Source organism: Methyloglobulus morosus KoM1 (assembly GCF_000496735.2).
In the GTDB taxonomy this organism is placed as follows: Bacteria; Pseudomonadota; Gammaproteobacteria; order Methylococcales; family Methylomonadaceae; genus Methyloglobulus; species Methyloglobulus morosus.
In genome coordinates, this window is the sequence record NZ_AYLO01000074.1 from 17086 (window position 1) to 36843 (window position 19758).

The window sequence follows — 19758 nt, forward strand, 5'->3', positions numbered from 1 at the left end:
TCGGTGGTGCCGCACAAGCCTGTCATGCTATCTGAGGTTCTAGAGCAGTTGGCCATTAAGGAAGATGGGATTTACCTGGATTGTACCTTTGGGCGGGGCGGGCACAGCCAAAGCATTTTGGCGCTGCTGGGAACAACAGGGCGATTGGTCGCCTTGGATCGTGATGTTGATGCGGTCGCTTCAACGACGGCGCAGGAGATGCTTAAGGATAGGCGTTTTAGCTTAAAGCATAGCCGCTTTTCGGCACTGGAAAGTATTGTGGCAGATGAAGGCTTAGTTGGTCAGATAAGCGGGATTTTGCTGGACTTGGGGGTATCGTCCCCGCAGTTAGATGATCCTAAACGAGGGTTCAGTTTTATGCAGGACGGTCCTTTAGATATGCGGATGGACAATACGATAGCGATGACTGCGGCGCTTTGGTTGGCCCAAGTTGATGAAAAGGAATTGGTCAGGGTGCTGTTTGAGTACGGTGAAGAACGGTTTGCTAGGCGAATTGCCCAAGCGATAGTTGAGGTTAGGGCGCAAAAGCCGTTGACAACAACAAGGGAACTGGTGGCGCTGATTGAGGGCGCCATCCCTAAAAGAGAAAAACACAAACATCCGGCAACGCGCAGCTTTCAGGCGATACGGATGGAAGTCAACAAAGAGCTAGCTGAATTGAAAGCCGTGTTGCAGCAATCCATTAAGGTATTAAAGCAAGGCGGACGGCTGGTGGTGATTTCCTTTCACTCGCTCGAAGACAGGATAGTGAAGCAATTTATACGGGATGAGTCCGGTGCCAAATACGATCCTGGCAAATTACCCGTTAAGGAAGCGGATATAGCTAAAGGCATTTTAGTGAAACGAGGCAAGCCGCTTAAGGCCAGCAAGCTTGAGATTGACCAAAACCCAAGGGCGCGTAGTGCGATTATGCGGGTTGCCGAGCGGGTTTAGATGTGGCGATAGGGCGGGTTATTAGCAAGAGTGGAATGGTAGTCTTGGCCGCATTATTAGCCGTGTTGATGATGTCGGCGTTGGCGGTCATCTACAGTAAAAACTATTCGCGTTCTATTTTTATCGAGATAGAGCGTCATGAGCGGGCGTTAGACCAATATGAAGTGGAGTGGGGGCAAATGCAATTGGAGTTATCGACCTTGGCAGAACAAAACCGTGTTGAAGCGATTGCCAAACAACGGTTGAAGCTGGTTATTCCACCACGTGAAAGCATTATTTACATAAAACCTTAAATGCAGATAGCCAATGGTAACAGGCCACGGAACCAGGCAAGTGATTTTTCAGGAAGGAGGAAGTTTTTACTCGCTTTTGTCATGAGTTGCATGGCTGTGCTTGTCGTTCGGGCAATCCATTTGCAGGTGTTCAAAAAGGATTTCTTGCAGGATCGTAGTCGTTATGTGGATACAGTGTCCATTTCGTCTTACCGAGGCATTATCGAAGACAGGAATGGCGAGGCATTGGCAATCAGTTCCCCCGCTCCGTCGATAACAGTCAATCCAAAGGAATTGGGTCAGGACGATGAAGGTGCCGTTAGCCAAATGGAAAAGCAATTCAGAAAAGAGCATGGCGGTGAAAAGCTTTCTGATAGCCAAAAACAAGAAGTCATCGGTTTGTACAGGGAGCAGAAGGTGGCAAAGATCAGGCAATTGGAAAAGCTGCTGGATCTGCCTACAGGTAAAGTCAATAACATCCTCGTCGAGAAAAAAGACAAAGGATTTGCCTATCTGGCAAAAAAAATCAACCCTGACCTCGCCGAACAAGTAAAGGCGTTGAAGTTAGCTGGAGTGGGTATTCTTCGGGAATTCAAGCGCTTTTACCCGTCGGGTGAGGTAACTGCTCATTTATTGGGCTTTACCAATGCCGAAGATGTTGGGCAGGTTGCGTTGGAAAAAAGCTACGAAGCCTTATTGAAAGGCACGGACGGCAAAAAGCGGGTTATTAAAGACGGGTTGCACCAAGTCATTGCAGATGTTGAAAATATAGCGTCGCCGATTCCAGGGAAAAATTTGGAATTGAGCATCGACCAGCGCATTCAATACTTGGCTTATCGGGAATTGCAAAATGCAGTTACGGTCAACAAGGCCAAATCAGGTGCCCTAGTAGTTTTAGATGCAAAGACGGGAGAAATATTGGCGGCTGTCAATCAACCGTCATTTAATCCCAATGCAAAAGATGAACTCAAGGAAGGCCTGTATAGAAACCGTGCGTTTACGGAAGTTTTCGAGCCAGGTTCAACCGTTAAACCCTTTACCGTTGCTGCCGCCTTAGAAGGCAAGTATATCCGCCCTACGGATCTTTTTGCGACCGATGGTGTTTTTCCTGTGGGCAATCATACGGTCAGGGATACCCATCATTATGGGACATTGGATGTGGAAGGGGTCATCAAAAAATCCAGCAACATAGGCGTTGCCAAAATGGCCTTGAAGATGCCGACCGAATATTTTTGGGGGATGTTCAATAAGGTAGGGTTCGGCGCGTCACCCGCTACGGGCTTCCCTGGCGAAACGGATGGACGTATGCCGGTAATGAAGCGGATGCGCGATTTTGACAAGGCGGTTTTGTCTTTTGGTTACGGGCTCAACGTCTCTGTCTTGCAGTTGGCAAGGGCTTATACCGCCTTGGCTGATGATGGGGTGTTGCATTCAGTGAGCCTGTTGAAACGGGATGAAGATGTAGATGCACAGCGGGTGCTGTCACAGAAAACGGCCAAAACTGTCAGGACGATGATGGAGAGCGTCATAACCAAAGAAGGCACGGCGTATGAAGCCAGGGTTGATGGTTATCGGGTGGCAGGTAAAACCGGGACGGCTAAAAAAGCGGGGGCGCATGGTTATTCTGCAAACAGTTATTTTGCGTTATTCGCAGGATTGGCACCTGCCAGCAACCCTCGTTTGGTTGTCGTGGTCATGATAGATGAGCCTTCGGCGGGTCAATACTACGGTGGACTGGTGTCTGCGCCTGTATTTTCCAAGGTAATGGGCGGTGCTTTGAGGTTGCTGGGCGTGACGCCAGACCAAGAAAACACCATGCCAATATTGTTGGCTAAAAAAACACCCTAGGCCGATTGAGATGATGCTTGCGGAATTACTTAAAGGATTGGTTTCGGTGTCAGAAGAACATTCGAACATAGCGGGTGTGTTGGAGATAAGCGGCCTGGCCTTAGACAGCAGGGTTATTGAAAAGGGCAACCTATTTATTGCGATGGCAGGAGCCAAACAGCATGGCTTGGAGCATATACGCCAAGTCAAAAATAAAGGTGCCAATTCAGTATTGTTTGATCCTTCTGGTGAAGGTTATCGACTTGCGGAAAAGGTAACGGATATTCCGCTTATAGCGGTTGAAAAACTTGGGCTGGTTTTGGGCGAGTTGGCGGCACGGTTTTATGGCTATCCTTCCCAAGATTTAGATGTCATAGGTATAACGGGTACAAATGGCAAAACATCCTGTAGCCAATTCTTAGGGCAGTTGTTGGATGGGTGCGGCATTATCGGGACATTGGGCTGGGGGAAATGGGGTCAGTTTAACAAGACCGTTAATACGACTCCGGATGCCCTGACAGTGCAACAGGTATTGGCAGAGTTCGTCGGGTTAAATTTGAAGACTGTGGCAATGGAGGTCTCGTCACATGGGCTCGAACAGGGTCGTGTCAATGGCGTGCAATTTAAAGGTGCCGTGTATACCAATGTCAGCCGGGATCATTTGGATTATCACGGCTCAATGAAGGCTTATCTTGATGCGAAGATGAAGTTGCTCCAAATGCCTGGAATTCAATTTGCGGTCGTTAACCTTGATGATGCGAGCAGTGACGAAATAATCGCCGCCGTGCCGGATTCAGCAACAATTTGGGGAGTGAGCGCCAAGGGGAAAAGAATCAATCAGGGTGAATCTGTGATTGCTGATGCAATACGGCACACACAAACAGGGACTGAATTTACTGTGTATTGGCAAGGGCTTGTCCAGCAGGTAAAGACCCCGCTTTTTGGTGATTTTAATGTGGAAAATTTATTGTGCGTTTTGGGTGTGATGCTTGCGTTGGGTAAACCATTAGCCGATACAACAAAAAAATTGCAAACGATAGTGCCAGTGACAGGCCGTTTGGAGCGTTGCGGCACGCAAGCAGGTTTGTTGAATGTCTTCGTCGATTATGCCCATACGCCCGATGCGCTTTACCGCGTATTGGCAAGTTTGCGTAAGCATTGTAACCAAGCATTGTGGGTAGTGTTTGGTTGCGGTGGTAATCGCGATACAGGTAAGCGTCCTCAAATGGGCAGTATTGCAGAGCAATGGGCAGATCGCGTGATTGTCACCGATGATAATCCACGGTTTGAAAACAATATAGAGATTGCCAAAGAAATACTGGCGGGTTGCAGTTCAAATAAAGTGGTTTTGATCCAAGACAGAAAGCAAGCCATAGAATACGCCATCGCCAATGCAGCCGAACGTGACTGCATCGTGATAGCAGGTAAAGGGCATGAGGCCTACCAGGAAATAAACGGCATCCAACATCCGTTCAACGACAAACAAGTTGCAGAACAAGCGCTACTTAGAAGGTTGGCGGCATAATGAAAATGATGCTCAGTGAGATAGCAAAAATCACAAAAGGAACGCACGTCGGGAGCGACGTAGCAATTGCATCGGTCAGTATTGACACTCGAGCCATACAGCCTGGCGATCTCTATATGGCTATCAAAGGACATCAATTTGACGGCAATGAATTTGTCGATAAGGCAGAACAGGCAGGTGCGGCAGCGGCAATCTTGAATAAGGGATTTGCCTCAAACTTACCACATATCTTAGTGGATGACACACGTTTGGCTCTGGGGCAGTTGGCGAGTGCTTGGCGTGACAAGGCGACAGCTAAAGTGGTCGGTATTACCGGCAGCAACGGCAAGACAACCGTGAAGGAAATGACGGCGGCAGTGTTGGCTATGGCGGGCCCTACGCTGTTTACCAAAGGCAATTTAAATAATGACATTGGCGTACCTTTAACCTTGTTGCGCCTTAATGAAGGACACCGTTTTGCCGTGATTGAAATGGGCGCAAACCATCTGGGAGAAATCGCTTATGTCAGTGCCATTGCAAAATCGGATGTCGTCATCCTGAACAACGCGGGAGCGGCGCATATTGAGGGTTTCGGCAGCCTGGATGGGATTGCCAAAGGTAAAGGCGAAATCATAGAAACCTTGAAACCTGATGGTGTGGCAGTACTCAATAAGGATGACAAATACTTTGATTATTGGTTGTCCATTGCGGGCGACCGAAAGGTAGTGTCGTTTGGATTGAATGAAAGCGCCGACATTTCCGCGCGAAATATCCAGACAGAAATCATCGACAATGTCTTTCATACGGCTTTCTATCTGGTCACTTCCAAAGCCATGATGAAAGTGCAATTAAAATTGGCTGGGCAACACAATGTGCTGAATGCACTGGCAGCTACGGCGGCGGGTTTGGCCTTAGGCCTCGACCTGGAGCAGATCAAGGCGGGGCTTGAAAGCGTGAAGCCCGTAACAGGTAGGATGCAGCCTTTGGTCGGTCGATTAGGCAGCATCGTTATCGACGATACCTACAATGCCAATTCGGCCTCCCTCAAAGCGGGGCTAGATGTTTTAGTTTTGTGCAAAGGCAAACATTGGGTCGTGCTGGGTGCGTTCGGCGAGTTGGGTTCGGAAAGCGTAAAGATACATGAAGAAATAGGTCAATTACTAAGCTCCAAGGGTGTTGTGCGCCTGTTGGCTCTGGGCTCCGATGCCAAAAACACCGTCAGGGTTTTTGGCAAAGGGGCCACTTTTTTTGATAGCCAGGAGGAAATGATTGGCACTTTGAAAGAGGAGCTAAAAGGCGACGAGACTATTTTGGTCAAAGGATCCAGGACACAGCGCATGGAAAATATTGTTGCCGCTTTGGTAGAAAATTTTAGGGTCTAAGCCATGCTACTTTATCTTGCCGATTATTTAATGACTTTCGAAGGCGGTTTCAGGGTATTTCATTACCTGACTTTCCGCGCCATTTTGGGCGCACTGACATCCCTGGTCATATCGTTTCTTATCGGCCCTTTCATGATAAGGAAATTGACCCGCAAAAAAATCGGTCAAAGCATACGGGAACTTGGTCCGCAATCGCATTACGAAAAAGCCGGAACGCCCACGATGGGCGGCACCTTGATATTGATCGCCATCGCCTTTAGCACCTTGATGTGGGCGGATCTGGGCAACCGTTATATCTGGGTGATTTTGCTGGTGACATTGGGTTACGGCATTATCGGATTTATCGATGATTACCGTAAGGTCGTCAAGCGAAATAGCGATGGCTTGTCGGCAAAAGCCAAGTATTTATGGCAATCCATCATCGGATTTTTGGCCGTCGTATTCCTTTACCAAACGGCTGTTGTTCCGGCAGAAACCCAATTCTTTGTGCCGTTCTTTAAGGATGTCATGCTTGATATGGGCTTCATGTACGTCATCCTCAGTTACTTTGTCATCGTCGGCACCAGCAATGCCGTCAATTTGACCGATGGGCTGGATGGTCTGGCGATCATGCCGACCGTCATGGTGGCAGCGGGGCTGGGTATTTTTGCTTACCTTTCAGGCCACGTCGGTTTCTCGGAATATTTAGCTATCCCTTACCTGCCCAACGCGGGTGAATTGATCGTTTTTTGTGCGGCATTGATAGGGGCAGGATTGGGCTTCTTATGGTTTAACACTTATCCTGCAATGGTATTCATGGGTGATGTCGGTGCATTGGCCTTGGGTGGCGCATTAGGTGTTTTGGCGGTATTGGTCAGGCAGGAGATTGTCTTGATTATCATGGGTGGAGTATTCGTCATGGAAACCTTATCTGTCATGATCCAGGTGGCATCCTACAAAATGACCGGCAAGCGAGTATTTAAGATGGCACCCATCCATCATCATTTTGAACTGAAAGGCTGGCCCGAGCCACGGGTGATCGTCCGCTTCTGGATTATTACTTTCATCCTGGTATTGGTCGGTTTGGCGACGTTAAAGCTGAGATGAAATTGGATCAAGAAACCGTTAAAGTTCGTTTAAAGGCTAATTTAGGTCTGGATACGGTTACGTCAAAAATCGTGGTCGTGGGCCTTGGGGTCACAGGACTTTCAGTGGCGCGTTTCTTGTCGGGATTAGGGTTTGATTTTGTTATTGCTGATAGCCGAGAGCAACCGTCCGGTAAAGGTCAATTACAAAAAGAATTGGGAAATATAACGGTGGTTTCCGGCGCGTTTGACAGTGAGCTATTCAATAATGCGAGCCATCTAGTCGTGAGCCCTGGTGTCCCCTTAACTGAAAAAGCTATAACGGAGGCCATTAGTAAAGATGTTCAAATTATCGGTGATATTGACTTGTTTGCCTGTTCTATGGACGAGCCCGTTGTTGCAATAACCGGCTCCAACGGCAAAAGCACAGTGACCACCATGCTCGGTGAAATGGCGAGTGCGGCAGGAAAGAAAGTAGGTGTGGGCGGAAACTTAGGGGTGCCCGCATTAGATTTGTTGGAACAACAAGCAGAATTGTATGTACTGGAGCTTTCCAGCTTTCAGTTGGAACGGACCAGCCAATTAAACGCCACTGCCGCAACGGTATTGAATGTCACCGCCGACCATTTGGACAGGCACGTAGACCTAGCTGATTACGCGGAACAAAAGCAACGGGTCTTTATGGGCGATGGGTTTATGGTTATTAACGCCGATGACCCGATAGTCGTCGCAATGCAGGAAACGGGTAGAAATACGCTTACTTTTTCAATACAGGCTATCGCTGATTTTTGGATCGGGAAAGAGAACGGCATCGAGTGCTTAATGCATGGAAATAACCCCTTAATGCCCTTATCGGAATTGCCTCTTGAAGGTCGACACAATGCCGCAAACGCCCTGGCCGCGTTAGCATTAGGGACGACAGTTGGTTTGGACGAACAAGCTATGTGCAAAGCCCTTAAAGGGTTCAAAGGGTTGGCGCACAGGATGCAACGCGTAGCTGAAATCTGTGGTGTTGTGTGGGTGAATGATTCCAAAGCAACCAACATCGGTGCTTGTGTTGCGGCATTGCAAGGCTATGAAGAGAAAGTCATCCTAATCGCTGGCGGCGACTCGAAAGGTGCGGACATGGCTGATTTGATTCCTGCGGTCAAGGAAAAAGCGAAAGCTGTTGTGTTAATGGGAAAAGATGCGGGACAAATTGAAAAAGCCATCAACGGCTGCGTGCCCGTGCATACGGTCTTAAACATGCAGCAAGCCGTAAGTATTGCTGCAAGCTTAGCGCAGGCGGGCGATAGTGTATTGCTTTCCCCCGCCTGCGCCAGTCTCGACCAGTACAAAAATTACCAGGACCGAGGCGACCAGTTTACTAAAGCGGTACTGGATTTGGTTAGCTTAAACCGTGCTTGCAGGATGACGGCATTCCCATCGTCCAGGTTGAACGCATGAACAGGCAATCTATCACGTCACGGAAACAAAAATTTTACTTGGACCCTTTATTGGTTGCGATAACAGTTAGCTTGTTATTCATCGGCTTTATCATGGTGGTATCCTCGTCTTTGCATTTGGGCGTGGAACAGAAACAAGATAGTTTTTATTATCCAATCAGACAATTGGTACATATTGTTTTAGGGCTTGTTTTAGCCGTAGGTGTTGCTAAAACTCCCTTGGAAAGTTGGGAAAAAATAGCGCCTGGGTTATTCATTGGCGGGTTGTTCCTGCTGGTAATCGTGCTAATTCCGGGCCTTGGGGTAAAGGTCAACGGCAGTATCCGTTGGTTGTCGGTGGCTGGGCTCCGTATACAAGTGTCCGAGGTGGTGAAGTTTTTTTCGGTGATTTATATGGCGAGTTACGTAACACGGCATCAGGATCATCTGCAAGGCTCGGCTTTTGGGATTATCAAGCCCTTGTTGTTGTTCGCTGTCGCTTGCGTCCTGTTACTGCTGGAGCCCGATTTTGGCTCGGCCGTCGTCATTCTTATGATCGCCATGGGCATGATGTTTCTGGGCGGGGCTCGATTGAAACAGTTCATTATCTTGCTGTCATTGCTTTTCGGGTTGGCGGCATCCTTGGTTATTGTTGCGCCGTATCGGATGGCAAGGGTGCTTAGCTTCCTTAAACCTTTTGATGATTATTTAAAGTCAGGATACCAACTTTCCCAAGCGCTCATCTCTTTTGGACGCGGCGAAACGCTGGGTGTCGGGCTTGGTAGCGGAATTCAAAAATTGTTTTATTTACCGGAAGCACACACAGACTTTTTGTTTTCGGTTATCGGGGAAGAGTTGGGTTTGCTCGGTGTGACAACAGTAATCGCATTGTTCGCCTTATTGATATGGCGGACATTCGCCGTGGCAAAAGCGGCAGAACAGGCAGGGCAACGGTTTTCGGCTTTCGTTGCTTATGGGCTGGGTATTTGGTTGGGCTTTCAGTCGTTCGTCAATATGGGTGTCAACATGGGCATTTTGCCTACCAAGGGCTTGACTTTGCCTTTAATGAGTTATGGCGGTAGCAGTATGATGGTTATGTGCTGCGCCGTTTCGCTATTGTTTAGGGTGCATAGCGAAACCGCCGCACTCGATGCCCAAGCTACGCAAGCGAGGCCGACATGGGCAAGCGCATAGTTATCATGGCAGGCGGCACAGGTGGGCATGTGTTCCCCGCGTTGGCGGTTGCGTTATGGTTTATTGACCATGGTTGGGATGTCAGTTGGCTGGGTACGCACAAGGGATTGGAAAGTAAAGTCGTACCCGAAAACGGTATTGAAATAGACTGGCTGTCAGTCGCGGGGGTAAGGGGGAAAGGCCTACTGTGCAAGCTTTTATCAGGCTTCAAACTCGTCAAAGCGTGTGGGCAAGCGCTCGTTATCTTACGTCGCCGTCGGCCCGATGTCGTGTTGGGCATGGGTGGTTTTGTGGCTGGGCCGGGAGGGTTGATGGCAAAAGTTTTGGGCCTACCTTTAGTTATCCACGAACAGAATCGTATACCGGGTACAACCAATCGGCTATTGGCAAAGATCGCGAATCAAGTTCTGGAAGCCTTTCCGAATAGTTTCAAAAAAGCAACCAACGCCAAGTGTACGGGTAACCCATTACGTAAGGAGTTTGAAGCGATTGCGCACGAAACAAAAACCGAACGAGGAAGCCACCTACGGCTATTAATTTTAGGTGGTAGCCAAGGCGCGCAAGTGTTGAATGAAGTCATTCCCGATGCGCTGGCAAACTTAAAAGGATTGGAAGTAAAACACCAAACCGGCGTTGCCATGCAAGAGCAAGTCGCTAAGCGCTATCAAGAACTGGGCATTAAGGCAGAAGCGACGGCATTTATAAAGGATATGGTATCGGCTTATCGGTGGGCAGACATCATTGTTTGCCGCGCTGGCGCAATGACCGTAAGTGAGGTTGCTGCAATGCGTTTGCCAGCGATTTTAATCCCATTACCCCATGCGATAGACGACCACCAAATGGCGAATGCGCGTTATTTGGCTGATGCAGGGGCAGGATTGATATTGCCACAAAAAGAATTGAACGCAAAGAACCTGATCGAACAGATAACCTTAGCCCAACAACAACTTGAAGGCATGGCCAAGGCTGCAAAACAGTGTGCACGGTTGGATGCTACCGAGTCGGTTGCAAGGTTTTGTATGGATGAGGTTGGCAGATGATTGCATCTATCACACCAGAACCGAACCGCGAATTCGGCAATATCAAATGGATACATTTTGTCGGAATTGGCGGGACCGGTATGTGCGGTATCGCGGAAGTTTTGCATAACCTGGGTTACACCGTATCGGGATCGGATATCAAAGAAAGCACCGTTACCCAACGGCTGGTTCAACTAGGTGTAAAAGTCGCGATAGGCCATCAACGTGACAATATTAAACAAGCCGATGTCGTGGTCGTTTCCAGCGCAATAGACCGTACCAATGATGAAGTCGATGAAGCTTACCTTAATCGGATTCCCGTCATCCCTCGTGCCGAGATGTTGGCAGAATTGATGCGCTTCCGCTTTGGTATTGCAGTTGCCGGTACCCATGGAAAAACCACAACGACCAGCTTGACGGTTTCCATGCTTGCCGAAGGCGGCTTGGATCCCACTTACGTGATTGGCGGGCGTTTAAATAGTGCGGGCGTTAATGCCAAGTTGGGCTTGGGAAATTATCTCGTCGCAGAAGCGGACGAGAGTGATGCCTCGTTCTTATATTTGCAGCCAATGATGGCGATAGTCACCAATATCGACCAAGACCACATGGCGACCTACCAAAACAATTACCAGCGCCTGAAAGATACTTTCATCGAGTTCCTGCATCATTTGCCTTTCTACGGACTTGCCGTTTTGTGTATCGACGATGAAGGTGTGCGGGAAGTGCTGCCGGAAATATCCAAACCCGTGACGACTTATGGTGTGCATCAGGATGCCGATGTCCGGGCGGAAAATGTAAAGCAATCAGGAATGCACACATCATTCACCGTGAGCCGCAAAGGCAAGCCGAATCCATTGCAAGTTACTTTGAATATGCCGGGTTGGCATAACATGCTCAATGCGCTTGCGGCTATTGCGGTGGCAACCGAGTTGGAAGTCGCCGATGAGGCCATCATTAAAAGTTTGGCCTCATTCAGGGGGGTCGGCAGGCGTTTTCAAATCAACGGTGACTTGCCGTTCAGTAACGGCAAGCTGACATTTGTCGATGACTACGGGCATCATCCCCGCGAGATTGCCGCAACCTTGGAGGCCTTGCGCCAAGCATGGCCTGACCGGCGATCGGTTATTGTGTTCCAGCCGCATCGATATTCACGCACCCGCGATTTATTTGAAGATTTTGTGCATGTCCTTTCCACTGTCGATGTCTTGATATTGATGGATGTGTATTCCGCAGGGGAAAGCATTATTCCGGGTGCGGACGGTAGGGCGTTAAGTCGTGCGATACGCGTACGGGGCAAGGTTGATCCTGTCTTTGTGGAAGATCGAGAGGAGCTGGCTCCCATCTTGGCTGGGATAGTTAAAGAGGATGATGTCATTTTAACTGTGGGGGCCGGTAATGTCGGCCAGATTGCTATGCAGTTGCCGGAACTTTTGGCAAAAGAATTGGCTGTTGTAGATGGGCATGGTAATGGCTGAATTAAAAGGTCGCTTGTTGTCGAATGAACCGCTTATCAAATACACGAGTTGGCGTGTAGGCGGCTCAGCAGACCGACTTTACTTGCCGTTTGATAAGGACGATTTATGTGAATTCATAAAAACCCTGCCAGAAAACGAACCGGTATTCTGGATGGGGTTGGGCAGTAATTTATTGGTGAGGGATGGCGGTATTCGAGGCACCGTGATTAATACCAAAGGCCGCTTAAAAGAAATGCAGTTAGCGGAGGATGGGTCGGTTTATGTGGAAGCGGGTGTCCCCTGCGCTCATGTGGCGAGGTTTTGTGCGGACAATGGTTTGGTGGATGCCGAGTTTTTGGCGGGTATCCCAGGGACGATGGGCGGTGCTTTACGGATGAATGCCGGTGCATTTGGTGGCGAAACCTGGCGCATCGTAAAAAGTGTGGAAATGTTGAATGCGAAGGGCGACGTTACCCAACGAGACCCGAAGCAATTCGAGGTCAATTACCGTTCAGTAAAGAGTGTAAACAATGAATGGTTTTTGTCGGTAAATTTATCGCTTACTCCCGGTGATTCTGCAACCAGTATCCAAAAAATCAAAAGCCTATTGGACGCTAGGTCAAAAACGCAGCCCACCAACCAACCCAGTTGCGGTTCTGTTTTCAAAAATCCAGAAGGCGATTTTGCCGCTAGGTTAATCGAAGTGACAAAACTTAAAGGATACCGTATCGGTGGCGCATGCGTGTCTGAAAAGCACGCGAATTTTATAGTCAACACAGGCAATGCGACGGCAAGCGATATTGAAAATCTTATTAAGTATGTGAAAAGAAAAGTGCAATACATGCATGGCGTGGAATTGCAAACCGAGGTTTGTATGGTGGGTGAGGAAAAAGCGTGATAACAAAACCAGAAGATTTTGGCCGTGTTGCAGTATTGATGGGCGGCTGGGCTGCTGAGAGAAAGGTGTCGCTGAGAAGTGGGGCGGCAGTGTTTGAAGCCTTGATTCGTAAAGGTGTGGATGCCATTGCTATAGATATAACAGATAGTCCGATTACAGCATTGGCGGGACATCAAGTTGACCGGGTGTTCAACATCATTCATGGACGAGGCGGCGAGGATGGCGTATTGCAGTCCGTTCTTGAAGTCATGAAGATTCCCTATACCGGTTGTGGTGTGCTGGCTTCGGCGCTCAGTATGGACAAGATGCGGACTAAATTATGCTGGCTAGGATATGGCCTGCCCACGCCTAAATGGTATTTGCTGAAAAGTGCCGATGATCTTGATGCTTGCATTGAAAGGCTGGGCTTTCCTGTCATCGTCAAACCCGCCCAGGAAGGCTCAAGCATAGGGATGAGTAAAGCCAATAACCGGGATGAATTGGCAAAGGCTTTAGAAGTGGCTGCTGAATTTAACTGTGATGTGTATGCAGAATCTTGGGTAGTGGGTAAGGAATACACGGTGGCTGTGCTCGACGGCAAAGCATTGCCTGTTATTCGATTGGAAACGCCTAATGCCTTCTATGATTATGAAGCCAAATATAACGCCACCACGACTAAGTACCATTGCCCTAGTGGATTAAGTGATGGACAAGAGCAAGCGCTACAGCAGTTGGCAGTACAGGCAAGCGAGGTGGTGGGCGTTAAAGGGTGGGGCAGGATTGATGTGTTCATTGATGAATCTGGTCAACCTCAACTCATTGAAATCAACACCGTGCCGGGCATGACCGACCACAGTCTGGTTCCTATGGCAGCTAAACAAGCGGGAATCGGATTTGATGACTTGGTTTGGAGAATCCTGGAAACCAGTTGTCGGTAGAGGGTTATGCAAGTTGTAAAAACACTCTTGGTATTGGTGCTATTGGTGTTGGCGGTTTGGGGGCTGCGGCAGCAGGTTGTAAGCGACAAAGTGACTGAATCATTGCCTATAAGATATGTGAGGACGGAAGGTGTTTTTCAGTACCTTAGCAAGGATGAATTAAAAGCATCGTTGTTGCCGTTGGTGACGGCCAGTATTTTCGATGCGGATATGCAGCTCATACATGCAACCGTTGCAAAGTTGGCATGGGTAAAAAGCGTATCTGTTGAGCGAGTTTGGCCGGATACCATCGACATTAAGGTGCATGAACGCAAGGCTTATGTACGTTGGGGAGAAAATGGCCTGTTGACTGAATACGGCGAGCTGTTTATGCCTAATAATGCGGATCAATTTAAGTCATTGCTCTTGGTCGAAGGCCCAAAGCAACAAGAAGCCAAGACCTTAGAGATTATGAAAGGCGTAAAAACGGCATTAAGCGACCAAGCCTTGGAACTGGCGGAGTTTGCTGTTAATGACAGGGAAGCATGGAAAATTAAATTAAAGACAGGGTTGGAAATATTGTTGGGGCGAACCGGGCAATTAGAAAAATTACAGCGGTTCTTGCAGACTTTCCCCGTTTTGGGGCAAGAGAAAATCGCAGCAATGCAAGTGGTTGATTTGCGTTATCCCAATGGTTATGCCGTGTCATGGAAGCCAGATAGTGAGCCGATAGAGTGGGTTAAATCAAATCCCCAGGACACCAATTAGATAGTCAATATCAAGATGACACAGAGCAAATAATATGGCGAAAAAAACAGAGCGAAATTTAATTGTAGGGCTGGACATAGGTACTTCCAAGGTTGCTGCAATCGTCGGTGAATTATCTAGCGAAGGGCATATAGAAGTTATCGGTATAGGCTCAACGGCCTCCCGTGGCTTGAAGAAAGGCGTCGTCGTCAATTTAGAATCGACAGTCCAATCCATCCAGCGCGCAATAGAAGAAGCCGAATTAATGGCAGGATGCCAGATTAAATCCGTGTTTGCAGGCATTGCGGGTAGCCATATCCGCAGCCTAAACTCGCATGGCGTGGTCGCTATCAAGGACAAGGAAGTCACCCAGTACGATATTGATAGGGTGATAGATTCCGCTCGTGCCGTTGCTGTCCCCGCAGACCAGAAAATCCTGCACATCTTGCCACAAGAATTCATCATCGACCTTCAGGACGGCATTAAGGAGCCTATCGGCATGTCGGGCATAAGGCTGGAAGCCAGGGTTCACATGGTGACGGGCAGCGTCAGTGCATCGCAAAACATCATCAAATGCATTCGGCGTTGTGGCCTGGAGGTTGAAGACATCGTGCTGGAGCAATTGGCGTCCTGCAATTCGGTGTTGACCGAAGACGAGAAAGACTTAGGGGTCTGTTTAATAGATATTGGCGGTGGCACTACCGATATAGCCATTTTTGTGGAGGGTGCGATTAAACACACTGCCGTTATTCCCATTGCTGGCGACCAGGTAACTAATGACATTGCCGTGGCGTTGCGTACACCTACCGTCAGTGCCGAGGAAATCAAGCGTAAATACGCTTGTGCGCTAACGCAACTCGCTAGCGTCGATGGGGTAATTGAGGTTCCCAGTATTGGTGACCGTCCGCCTCGAAAGATTTCCACACAAAATTTAGCCGAGATAATTGAGCCTCGGTACGAAGAGTTGATGTTGCTCGTGCAATCGGAGCTAAGGCGCAGTGGCTACGAGGAATTGATTGCCGCAGGGATCGTGTTGACTGGCGGTAGCTCGAAGGTGACGGGATTGATCGAATTAGCGGAAGAAATTTTCCACATGCCAGTGCGTATGGGAGTGCCGCAAAATGTCAGCGGATTGACGGAAGTGGTGAAGAATCCAGTCCATTCGACTGGGGTTGGGTTATTGATGTACGGCAAGGAACATCAAGGCGGTAATAGGGGTGTTGAATCAGAGGATATGGGTTTTTTTGCGAAAGTGAAAAGTTGGTTTCAGGGTAATTTTTAATCATTAGTCAAGTCTTACTATGAGGGTGTAATCATGAAATATGAATTAATAGACAGTTGTAGCGAAAATGCAGTAATCAAGGTTATCGGTGTGGGCGGCGGTGGCGGCAATGCGGTCAATCACATGGTCGATTGCCATATTGAAGGCGTGGAATTCATTTGTGCCAATACCGATGCACAAGCGCTTAGAAAATTGAACACCAGCACCATTATCCAACTGGGTGTTGAACTGACTAAAGGCTTGGGTGCGGGAACAAATCCCGATGTAGGCAAGCAGGCCGCTGTGGAGAATAAGGAACGTATCAAGGAAGTTATTGCAGGTGCCGATATGGTTTTCCTAACCGCAGGTATGGGCGGCGGTACAGGCACTGGCGCTATTCCGGTGATTGCTGAAATCGCCAGGGAAATGGGTATTTTGACGGTTGCTGTGGTCACCAAACCGTTCTCTTTTGAGGGTAAAAAGAAAATGGCAGTTGCCGAACAAGGTATTGCCGAGCTTGAAAAATACGTGGATTCGGTCATCACGATCCCTAACGAAAAATTATTGCCGGTATTGGGCAAAAACGCTTCCTTGCTGAATGCGTTTAAAGCGGCAAATGACGTGTTGTTGGATGCCGTCCAAGGTATTACCGACCTGATTGTCCATCCCGGCTTAATCAACGTCGATTTTGCCGACGTGCGTACCGTCATGGCGGGGATGGGCGCGGCCATTATGGGTACAGGCGTAGCCAAGGGCGAAAATCGCGCACGGCAAGCGGCGGAAAAGGCCATCGCCTGTCCGTTACTCGAAGACATTAACTTGCAAGGCGCGCGGGGTATTTTGGTCAATATTTCTGCGGCTGACATGGGTATCGCCGAATTTGATGAAGTCGGTAATATCGTCCACCAATTCTCCTCAGAGGATGCCGTCATTAAAATTGGTACCGCCATTGATTCATCCTTGGGTGATGAAATCAAGGTTACGGTCGTTGCTACGGGAATGGGTTTGCCTCGAGCTCAAGTCATAAGGCCAGCCGACAGGCTGATGCAAAAAGCTGCAGCCGGAGAAATAAACTATGGCGTGCTGGATAAGCCAACCGTCATGCGGCAGAATCGTCCAGAAATTCGGGAAACCCGTTTTGGGGCGCAACCCAAAAAAGAAATGGATTTGGATTATCTTGACATTCCAGCTTTTCTGAGAAGACAGGCTGATTGAATTATATGGCGACCTTAACCCATAATTAAGGTCAGTTTGTGCTAAAATGGCTTCATCGCCTTCACTAGGACATGGCTAACAATATGATTAAACAGCGAACTTTAAAAAATACGATCAGGGCAACAGGTGTCGGGCTACATACGGGCGATAAGGTCTATTTGACCTTGCGTCCGGCTGAGCCGAATACGGGTATCCGGTTTCGTCGAGTGGATTTGGAATTTCCGGTCACGATCCAGGCAACGCCAGGAAATGTGGGCGAAACCGTGTTATCGACGACTTTGGTTTCCGGTTCCACAAAAATTTCTACTATCGAGCATTTGCTTTCTGCTTTTGCGGGGCTGGGCATTGACAACGCGATAATTGATGTCAGTGCCGCCGAAGTCCCTATTATGGATGGCAGTGCCGGACCTTTTGTATTTTTACTCCAGTCAGCAGGGGTCGAAGAGCAAGATTGCCCCAAGCAATACATCCGCATTAAGCATAAGGTGATGGTCGAGGATGGTGACAAATGGGCGGCATTTGAACCATTCGATGGCTTTAAGGTGACCTTCACCATTGATTTTGAACATCCTGCTTTTCAGGAGAATGTCAAAACCGCTACGATGGATTTTTCCTCAACGACCTTCGTAAAAGAAGTCAGTCGAGCAAGGACTTTTGGTTTTATGCGGGATATTGAGATGTTAAGGAAAAATAACCTTGCCCTAGGCGGCAGTCTTGACAATGCCATCGTAGTGGATGATGCCAAGGTCCTTAATGAAGACGGCTTGCGCTATGCGGATGAATTCGTTAAGCACAAGATACTTGATGCCATTGGCGACCTTTACTTGTTGGGGCACAGTCTGATAGGGCAGTTCACCGGCTACAAGTCGGGTCACGGCTTGAATAACAAGTTGCTTAGGACTTTATTGGCCGATACCGATGCTTGGGAAAAGATCACGTTTGATGATGAAGGGCAGGCTCCCATTTCTTTTATGCAGTCTGCGGAATCACCCAGGACGGCTGCCTAAAGACTGGCTTTTTCAGGGTTGTATTCGAATCAAAGTCTTACTGAGCTTGTCAAGTGCTTGGCTTAGCTCAGTATCTGTGGTTCTGAGGCTTAGTCTACGGATTTCATAAGCTACATTTTCGTTAGGGATAAGCGCCTTATTTTTGGGGCTGGTTTTTTCAGGAACTAGCCCATCAATAATTTTAATCTGTAACAGGGTTACAGGTTTCGCGGCGGTAGATTCAAATGCAGCAAGTATGGTTTCGCCATAAAAGCGTAACTGGGAAGCCCAGTTGGCAGAATCCGTGTAGATAATCAGTTTCTTATTGTTGCATACACAATGTAACGCATGAATGGCCAGCTCTTTCGGTAAAGCCGCCCTAATCCGTCCCAATACGGCTAATTGCTGATTGATTTGTAGGCAAAGCTGTGCAATTGTCCTGTTTGGGAAAGACAAAATAGGCTTAAGTGGTTGCGGTCTTTGAGGTATGGTATTGGTGCGAATCATAAATTATGTTAGGAATCATAGGCAAATGGGTCAAAACCATCAGCAGATTTGATTAGGGATGACAAAATCCTACCTAGTTGCAACTAAATTAATAAGAAATTTCTATACCTAAAATGAGTTTTTGAATAATGGCAATAGTTTACATTGACATCATGCCTTTACTTCTATATTATATTTTCAGCTAGAAAATGATTTACCGCTATGCTTATCTCTACGAATTATCAGTATCACTCGTCCTGTTTATCATTAAGTAATTTTCATATTTCCCGCTCCATCCGCCCACACGGGCATTTCATTTTATACACATAGGATTACATATGACTATCGGTACTGTTAAATGGTTTAACGCAGAGAAAGGTTTTGGTTTTATTCAACAAGAAAGCGGCCCAGACGTTTTCGTCCACTACCGCAATATCAGCGGTAATGGCTTTAAATCCCTAGATGAAGGCCAAAAGGTTAAATTCACCATCACCCAGGGCCAAAAAGGCCCACAGGCTGAAGAAGTTACCCTCGCTTAATAAGATCAGTAAATTACAGTCCAGTTGCAGTATTGTGACTGGGCTGTTTTAGCCCCCATCGCGGCATAATTACATCCGCGATCAATCGTATTTATGGTGGTTATATAACAGCCACCCGTCAAGATGCCTTCCTTTGGGGTCTCGGTGCGTCCAATGGACAACGCCGCCCTTATTGTTCCATTCATATTCCCCGTAAAAAGTAATTTCAGATCCTTCCGTTAAGCCCTCAACCTTGGGTGCTAGGTCGATATTGTGGGCAATCAGCAGTTCCTGGCCGGAGTTCAGTTGCACAACAAAACGCTGATGCCTTGGCTTGTGTTCGTCATCCCTCAGCATCTTTGCTATCCGTCCCGTTTGTTTAACCTGGAAATTACTTTGTTGGTTTTCATACGCTTCCTTTATATAAGATAGTTCGGTTTCGCCTGACTTTGCAATAACCGAGGACGGGTTGGATTTAAACGTATTTTGATGCGTCTTTATATAAAAAGAACAAATCCCAAGCAAAATTAAAACAATAAATCTTAGGGCCAATCTTGTTACAGGTGATTTTTGCATGGGTGTATTGAATCGGCAAAGGTTGATTTCCATGATAAAAGCCCACATATCCGTCAACAAGGCCAATGGACTACTTATTCTTTTCCTGTTGGGCGCAAAGGC

Annotated in this window: 19 protein-coding genes; 17 read left to right on the forward strand and 2 right to left on the reverse strand. The window is 47.9% G+C overall.

The features are described from left to right. The first annotated feature begins 6 nt into the window (after positions 1 to 6). The 16 genes from rsmH (at position 7) to lpxC (ending at position 18097) form a co-directional block, all read left to right on the forward strand. Entirely contained in the window at positions 7 to 933 is a 927-nt protein-coding gene (gene rsmH / locus MGMO_RS10005) for a 16S rRNA (cytosine(1402)-N(4))-methyltransferase RsmH (protein WP_082458343.1), read from the forward strand. A gap of 20 nt (positions 934 to 953) precedes the next feature. Next, positions 954 to 1226 carry a cell division protein FtsL gene (ftsL, locus tag MGMO_RS10010; RefSeq protein WP_268768306.1) on the forward strand — a complete coding sequence of 91 codons (273 nt, stop codon included), beginning with the start codon at positions 954 to 956 and terminating at the stop codon, positions 1224 to 1226. 81 nt (positions 1227 to 1307) lie between these two features. Further along, complete coding sequence (locus tag MGMO_RS10015; protein WP_235557263.1) at positions 1308 to 3053, forward strand: peptidoglycan D,D-transpeptidase FtsI family protein; 1746 nt, start codon at positions 1308 to 1310, stop codon at positions 3051 to 3053. A 13-nt stretch (positions 3054 to 3066) separates the two neighbouring features. After that, entirely contained in the window at positions 3067 to 4557 is a 1491-nt protein-coding gene (locus MGMO_RS10020) for a UDP-N-acetylmuramoyl-L-alanyl-D-glutamate--2,6-diaminopimelate ligase (protein ID WP_321163122.1), read from the forward strand. Continuing rightward, positions 4557 to 5918 (forward strand): UDP-N-acetylmuramoyl-tripeptide--D-alanyl-D-alanine ligase, encoded by a 1362-nt coding sequence (locus tag MGMO_RS10025; protein ID WP_023494939.1) that lies wholly within the window; start codon positions 4557 to 4559, stop codon positions 5916 to 5918. Before MGMO_RS10020 ends, MGMO_RS10025 begins: the two co-directional genes overlap by 1 nt. Before the next feature lie 3 nt (positions 5919 to 5921). After that, positions 5922 to 7004 (forward strand): phospho-N-acetylmuramoyl-pentapeptide-transferase, encoded by a 1083-nt coding sequence (mraY, locus tag MGMO_RS10030; RefSeq protein ID WP_023494940.1) that lies wholly within the window; start codon positions 5922 to 5924, stop codon positions 7002 to 7004. Beyond that, positions 7001 to 8428 carry a UDP-N-acetylmuramoyl-L-alanine--D-glutamate ligase gene (murD, locus tag MGMO_RS10035; RefSeq protein ID WP_023494941.1) on the forward strand — a complete coding sequence of 476 codons (1428 nt, stop codon included), beginning with the start codon at positions 7001 to 7003 and terminating at the stop codon, positions 8426 to 8428. The genes mraY and murD overlap by 4 nt, the downstream gene beginning before the upstream one ends. Continuing rightward, the gene (gene ftsW, locus MGMO_RS10040; RefSeq protein ID WP_023494942.1) at positions 8425 to 9600 is read left to right on the forward strand and encodes a putative lipid II flippase FtsW; all 1176 of its coding nucleotides are present in this window, start codon (positions 8425 to 8427) and stop codon (positions 9598 to 9600) included. The genes murD and ftsW overlap by 4 nt, the downstream gene beginning before the upstream one ends. Next, positions 9585 to 10640, forward strand: coding sequence for an undecaprenyldiphospho-muramoylpentapeptide beta-N-acetylglucosaminyltransferase (murG, locus tag MGMO_RS10045; protein ID WP_023494943.1), 1056 nt, complete (start codon positions 9585 to 9587; stop codon positions 10638 to 10640). Before ftsW ends, murG begins: the two co-directional genes overlap by 16 nt. Next, a complete protein-coding gene (gene murC, locus MGMO_RS10050; RefSeq protein WP_023494944.1) occupies positions 10637 to 12094 on the forward strand; it encodes a UDP-N-acetylmuramate--L-alanine ligase in 1458 nt (485 codons plus the stop codon). Before murG ends, murC begins: the two co-directional genes overlap by 4 nt. Then, complete coding sequence (murB, locus tag MGMO_RS10055) at positions 12081 to 12971, forward strand: UDP-N-acetylmuramate dehydrogenase (RefSeq protein WP_152976337.1); 891 nt, start codon at positions 12081 to 12083, stop codon at positions 12969 to 12971. The genes murC and murB overlap by 14 nt, the downstream gene beginning before the upstream one ends. After that, complete coding sequence (locus MGMO_RS10060) at positions 12968 to 13888, forward strand: D-alanine--D-alanine ligase (RefSeq protein ID WP_023494946.1); 921 nt, start codon at positions 12968 to 12970, stop codon at positions 13886 to 13888. Before murB ends, MGMO_RS10060 begins: the two co-directional genes overlap by 4 nt. A 6-nt stretch (positions 13889 to 13894) precedes the next feature. Then, the gene (locus MGMO_RS10065) at positions 13895 to 14635 is read left to right on the forward strand and encodes a cell division protein FtsQ/DivIB (protein WP_023494947.1); all 741 of its coding nucleotides are present in this window, start codon (positions 13895 to 13897) and stop codon (positions 14633 to 14635) included. A gap of 34 nt (positions 14636 to 14669) precedes the next feature. Next, the gene (gene ftsA / locus MGMO_RS10070; protein WP_023494948.1) at positions 14670 to 15896 is read left to right on the forward strand and encodes a cell division protein FtsA; all 1227 of its coding nucleotides are present in this window, start codon (positions 14670 to 14672) and stop codon (positions 15894 to 15896) included. Positions 15897 to 15929: 33 nt separating this feature from the next. Further along, positions 15930 to 17090, forward strand: a complete 1161-nt coding sequence (ftsZ, locus tag MGMO_RS10075; protein WP_023494949.1) for a cell division protein FtsZ — start codon at positions 15930 to 15932, stop codon at positions 17088 to 17090. Between the two features lie 83 nt (positions 17091 to 17173). Further along, the gene (gene lpxC, locus MGMO_RS10080) at positions 17174 to 18097 is read left to right on the forward strand and encodes a UDP-3-O-acyl-N-acetylglucosamine deacetylase (protein ID WP_036307424.1); all 924 of its coding nucleotides are present in this window, start codon (positions 17174 to 17176) and stop codon (positions 18095 to 18097) included. 12 nt (positions 18098 to 18109) lie between these two features. On the opposite strand, the gene MGMO_RS10085 is transcribed toward lpxC, so the two are convergent. Further along, on the reverse strand, positions 18110 to 18583 hold the full coding sequence (locus MGMO_RS10085; protein WP_023494951.1) for a DciA family protein: 474 nt from the start codon (positions 18581 to 18583) through the stop codon (positions 18110 to 18112). Positions 18584 to 18900: 317 nt separating this feature from the next. On the opposite strand from MGMO_RS10085, the gene MGMO_RS10090 reads away from it, so the two are divergent. Beyond that, positions 18901 to 19101, forward strand: coding sequence for a cold-shock protein (locus tag MGMO_RS10090; protein WP_023494952.1), 201 nt, complete (start codon positions 18901 to 18903; stop codon positions 19099 to 19101). 81 nt (positions 19102 to 19182) lie between these two features. Here MGMO_RS10090 and MGMO_RS10095 read toward each other — a convergent pair whose 3' ends face one another. Next, on the reverse strand, positions 19183 to 19704 hold the full coding sequence (locus MGMO_RS10095; RefSeq protein ID WP_023494953.1) for a DUF3465 domain-containing protein: 522 nt from the start codon (positions 19702 to 19704) through the stop codon (positions 19183 to 19185). Positions 19705 to 19758 lie beyond the last annotated feature (54 nt).

Excerpts from the sequence above, each read along its gene's own strand:
- MGMO_RS10015 (WP_235557263.1), top strand. The coding sequence starts at position 1,308 with ATGAGTTGCATGGCTGTGCTTGTCGTTCGGGCAATCCATTTGCAGGTG.
- MGMO_RS10020 (WP_321163122.1), top strand. The coding sequence starts at position 3,067 with ATGCTTGCGGAATTACTTAAAGGATTGGTTTCGGTGTCAGAAGAACAT.
- MGMO_RS10025 (WP_023494939.1), top strand. The coding sequence starts at position 4,557 with ATGAAAATGATGCTCAGTGAGATAGCAAAAATCACAAAAGGAACGCAC.
- mraY (WP_023494940.1), top strand. The coding sequence starts at position 5,922 with ATGCTACTTTATCTTGCCGATTATTTAATGACTTTCGAAGGCGGTTTC.
- murD (WP_023494941.1), top strand. The coding sequence starts at position 7,001 with ATGAAATTGGATCAAGAAACCGTTAAAGTTCGTTTAAAGGCTAATTTA.
- ftsW (WP_023494942.1), top strand. The coding sequence starts at position 8,425 with ATGAACAGGCAATCTATCACGTCACGGAAACAAAAATTTTACTTGGAC.
- murG (WP_023494943.1), top strand. The coding sequence starts at position 9,585 with ATGGGCAAGCGCATAGTTATCATGGCAGGCGGCACAGGTGGGCATGTG.
- murC (WP_023494944.1), top strand. The coding sequence starts at position 10,637 with ATGATTGCATCTATCACACCAGAACCGAACCGCGAATTCGGCAATATC.
- murB (WP_152976337.1), top strand. The coding sequence starts at position 12,081 with ATGGTAATGGCTGAATTAAAAGGTCGCTTGTTGTCGAATGAACCGCTT.
- MGMO_RS10065 (WP_023494947.1), top strand. The coding sequence starts at position 13,895 with ATGCAAGTTGTAAAAACACTCTTGGTATTGGTGCTATTGGTGTTGGCG.
- ftsA (WP_023494948.1), top strand. The coding sequence starts at position 14,670 with ATGGCGAAAAAAACAGAGCGAAATTTAATTGTAGGGCTGGACATAGGT.
- ftsZ (WP_023494949.1), top strand. The coding sequence starts at position 15,930 with ATGAAATATGAATTAATAGACAGTTGTAGCGAAAATGCAGTAATCAAG.
- lpxC (WP_036307424.1), top strand. The coding sequence starts at position 17,174 with ATGATTAAACAGCGAACTTTAAAAAATACGATCAGGGCAACAGGTGTC.
- MGMO_RS10085 (WP_023494951.1), bottom strand. The coding sequence starts at position 18,583 with ATGATTCGCACCAATACCATACCTCAAAGACCGCAACCACTTAAGCCT.
- MGMO_RS10090 (WP_023494952.1), top strand. The coding sequence starts at position 18,901 with ATGACTATCGGTACTGTTAAATGGTTTAACGCAGAGAAAGGTTTTGGT.
- MGMO_RS10095 (WP_023494953.1), bottom strand. The coding sequence starts at position 19,704 with ATGTGGGCTTTTATCATGGAAATCAACCTTTGCCGATTCAATACACCC.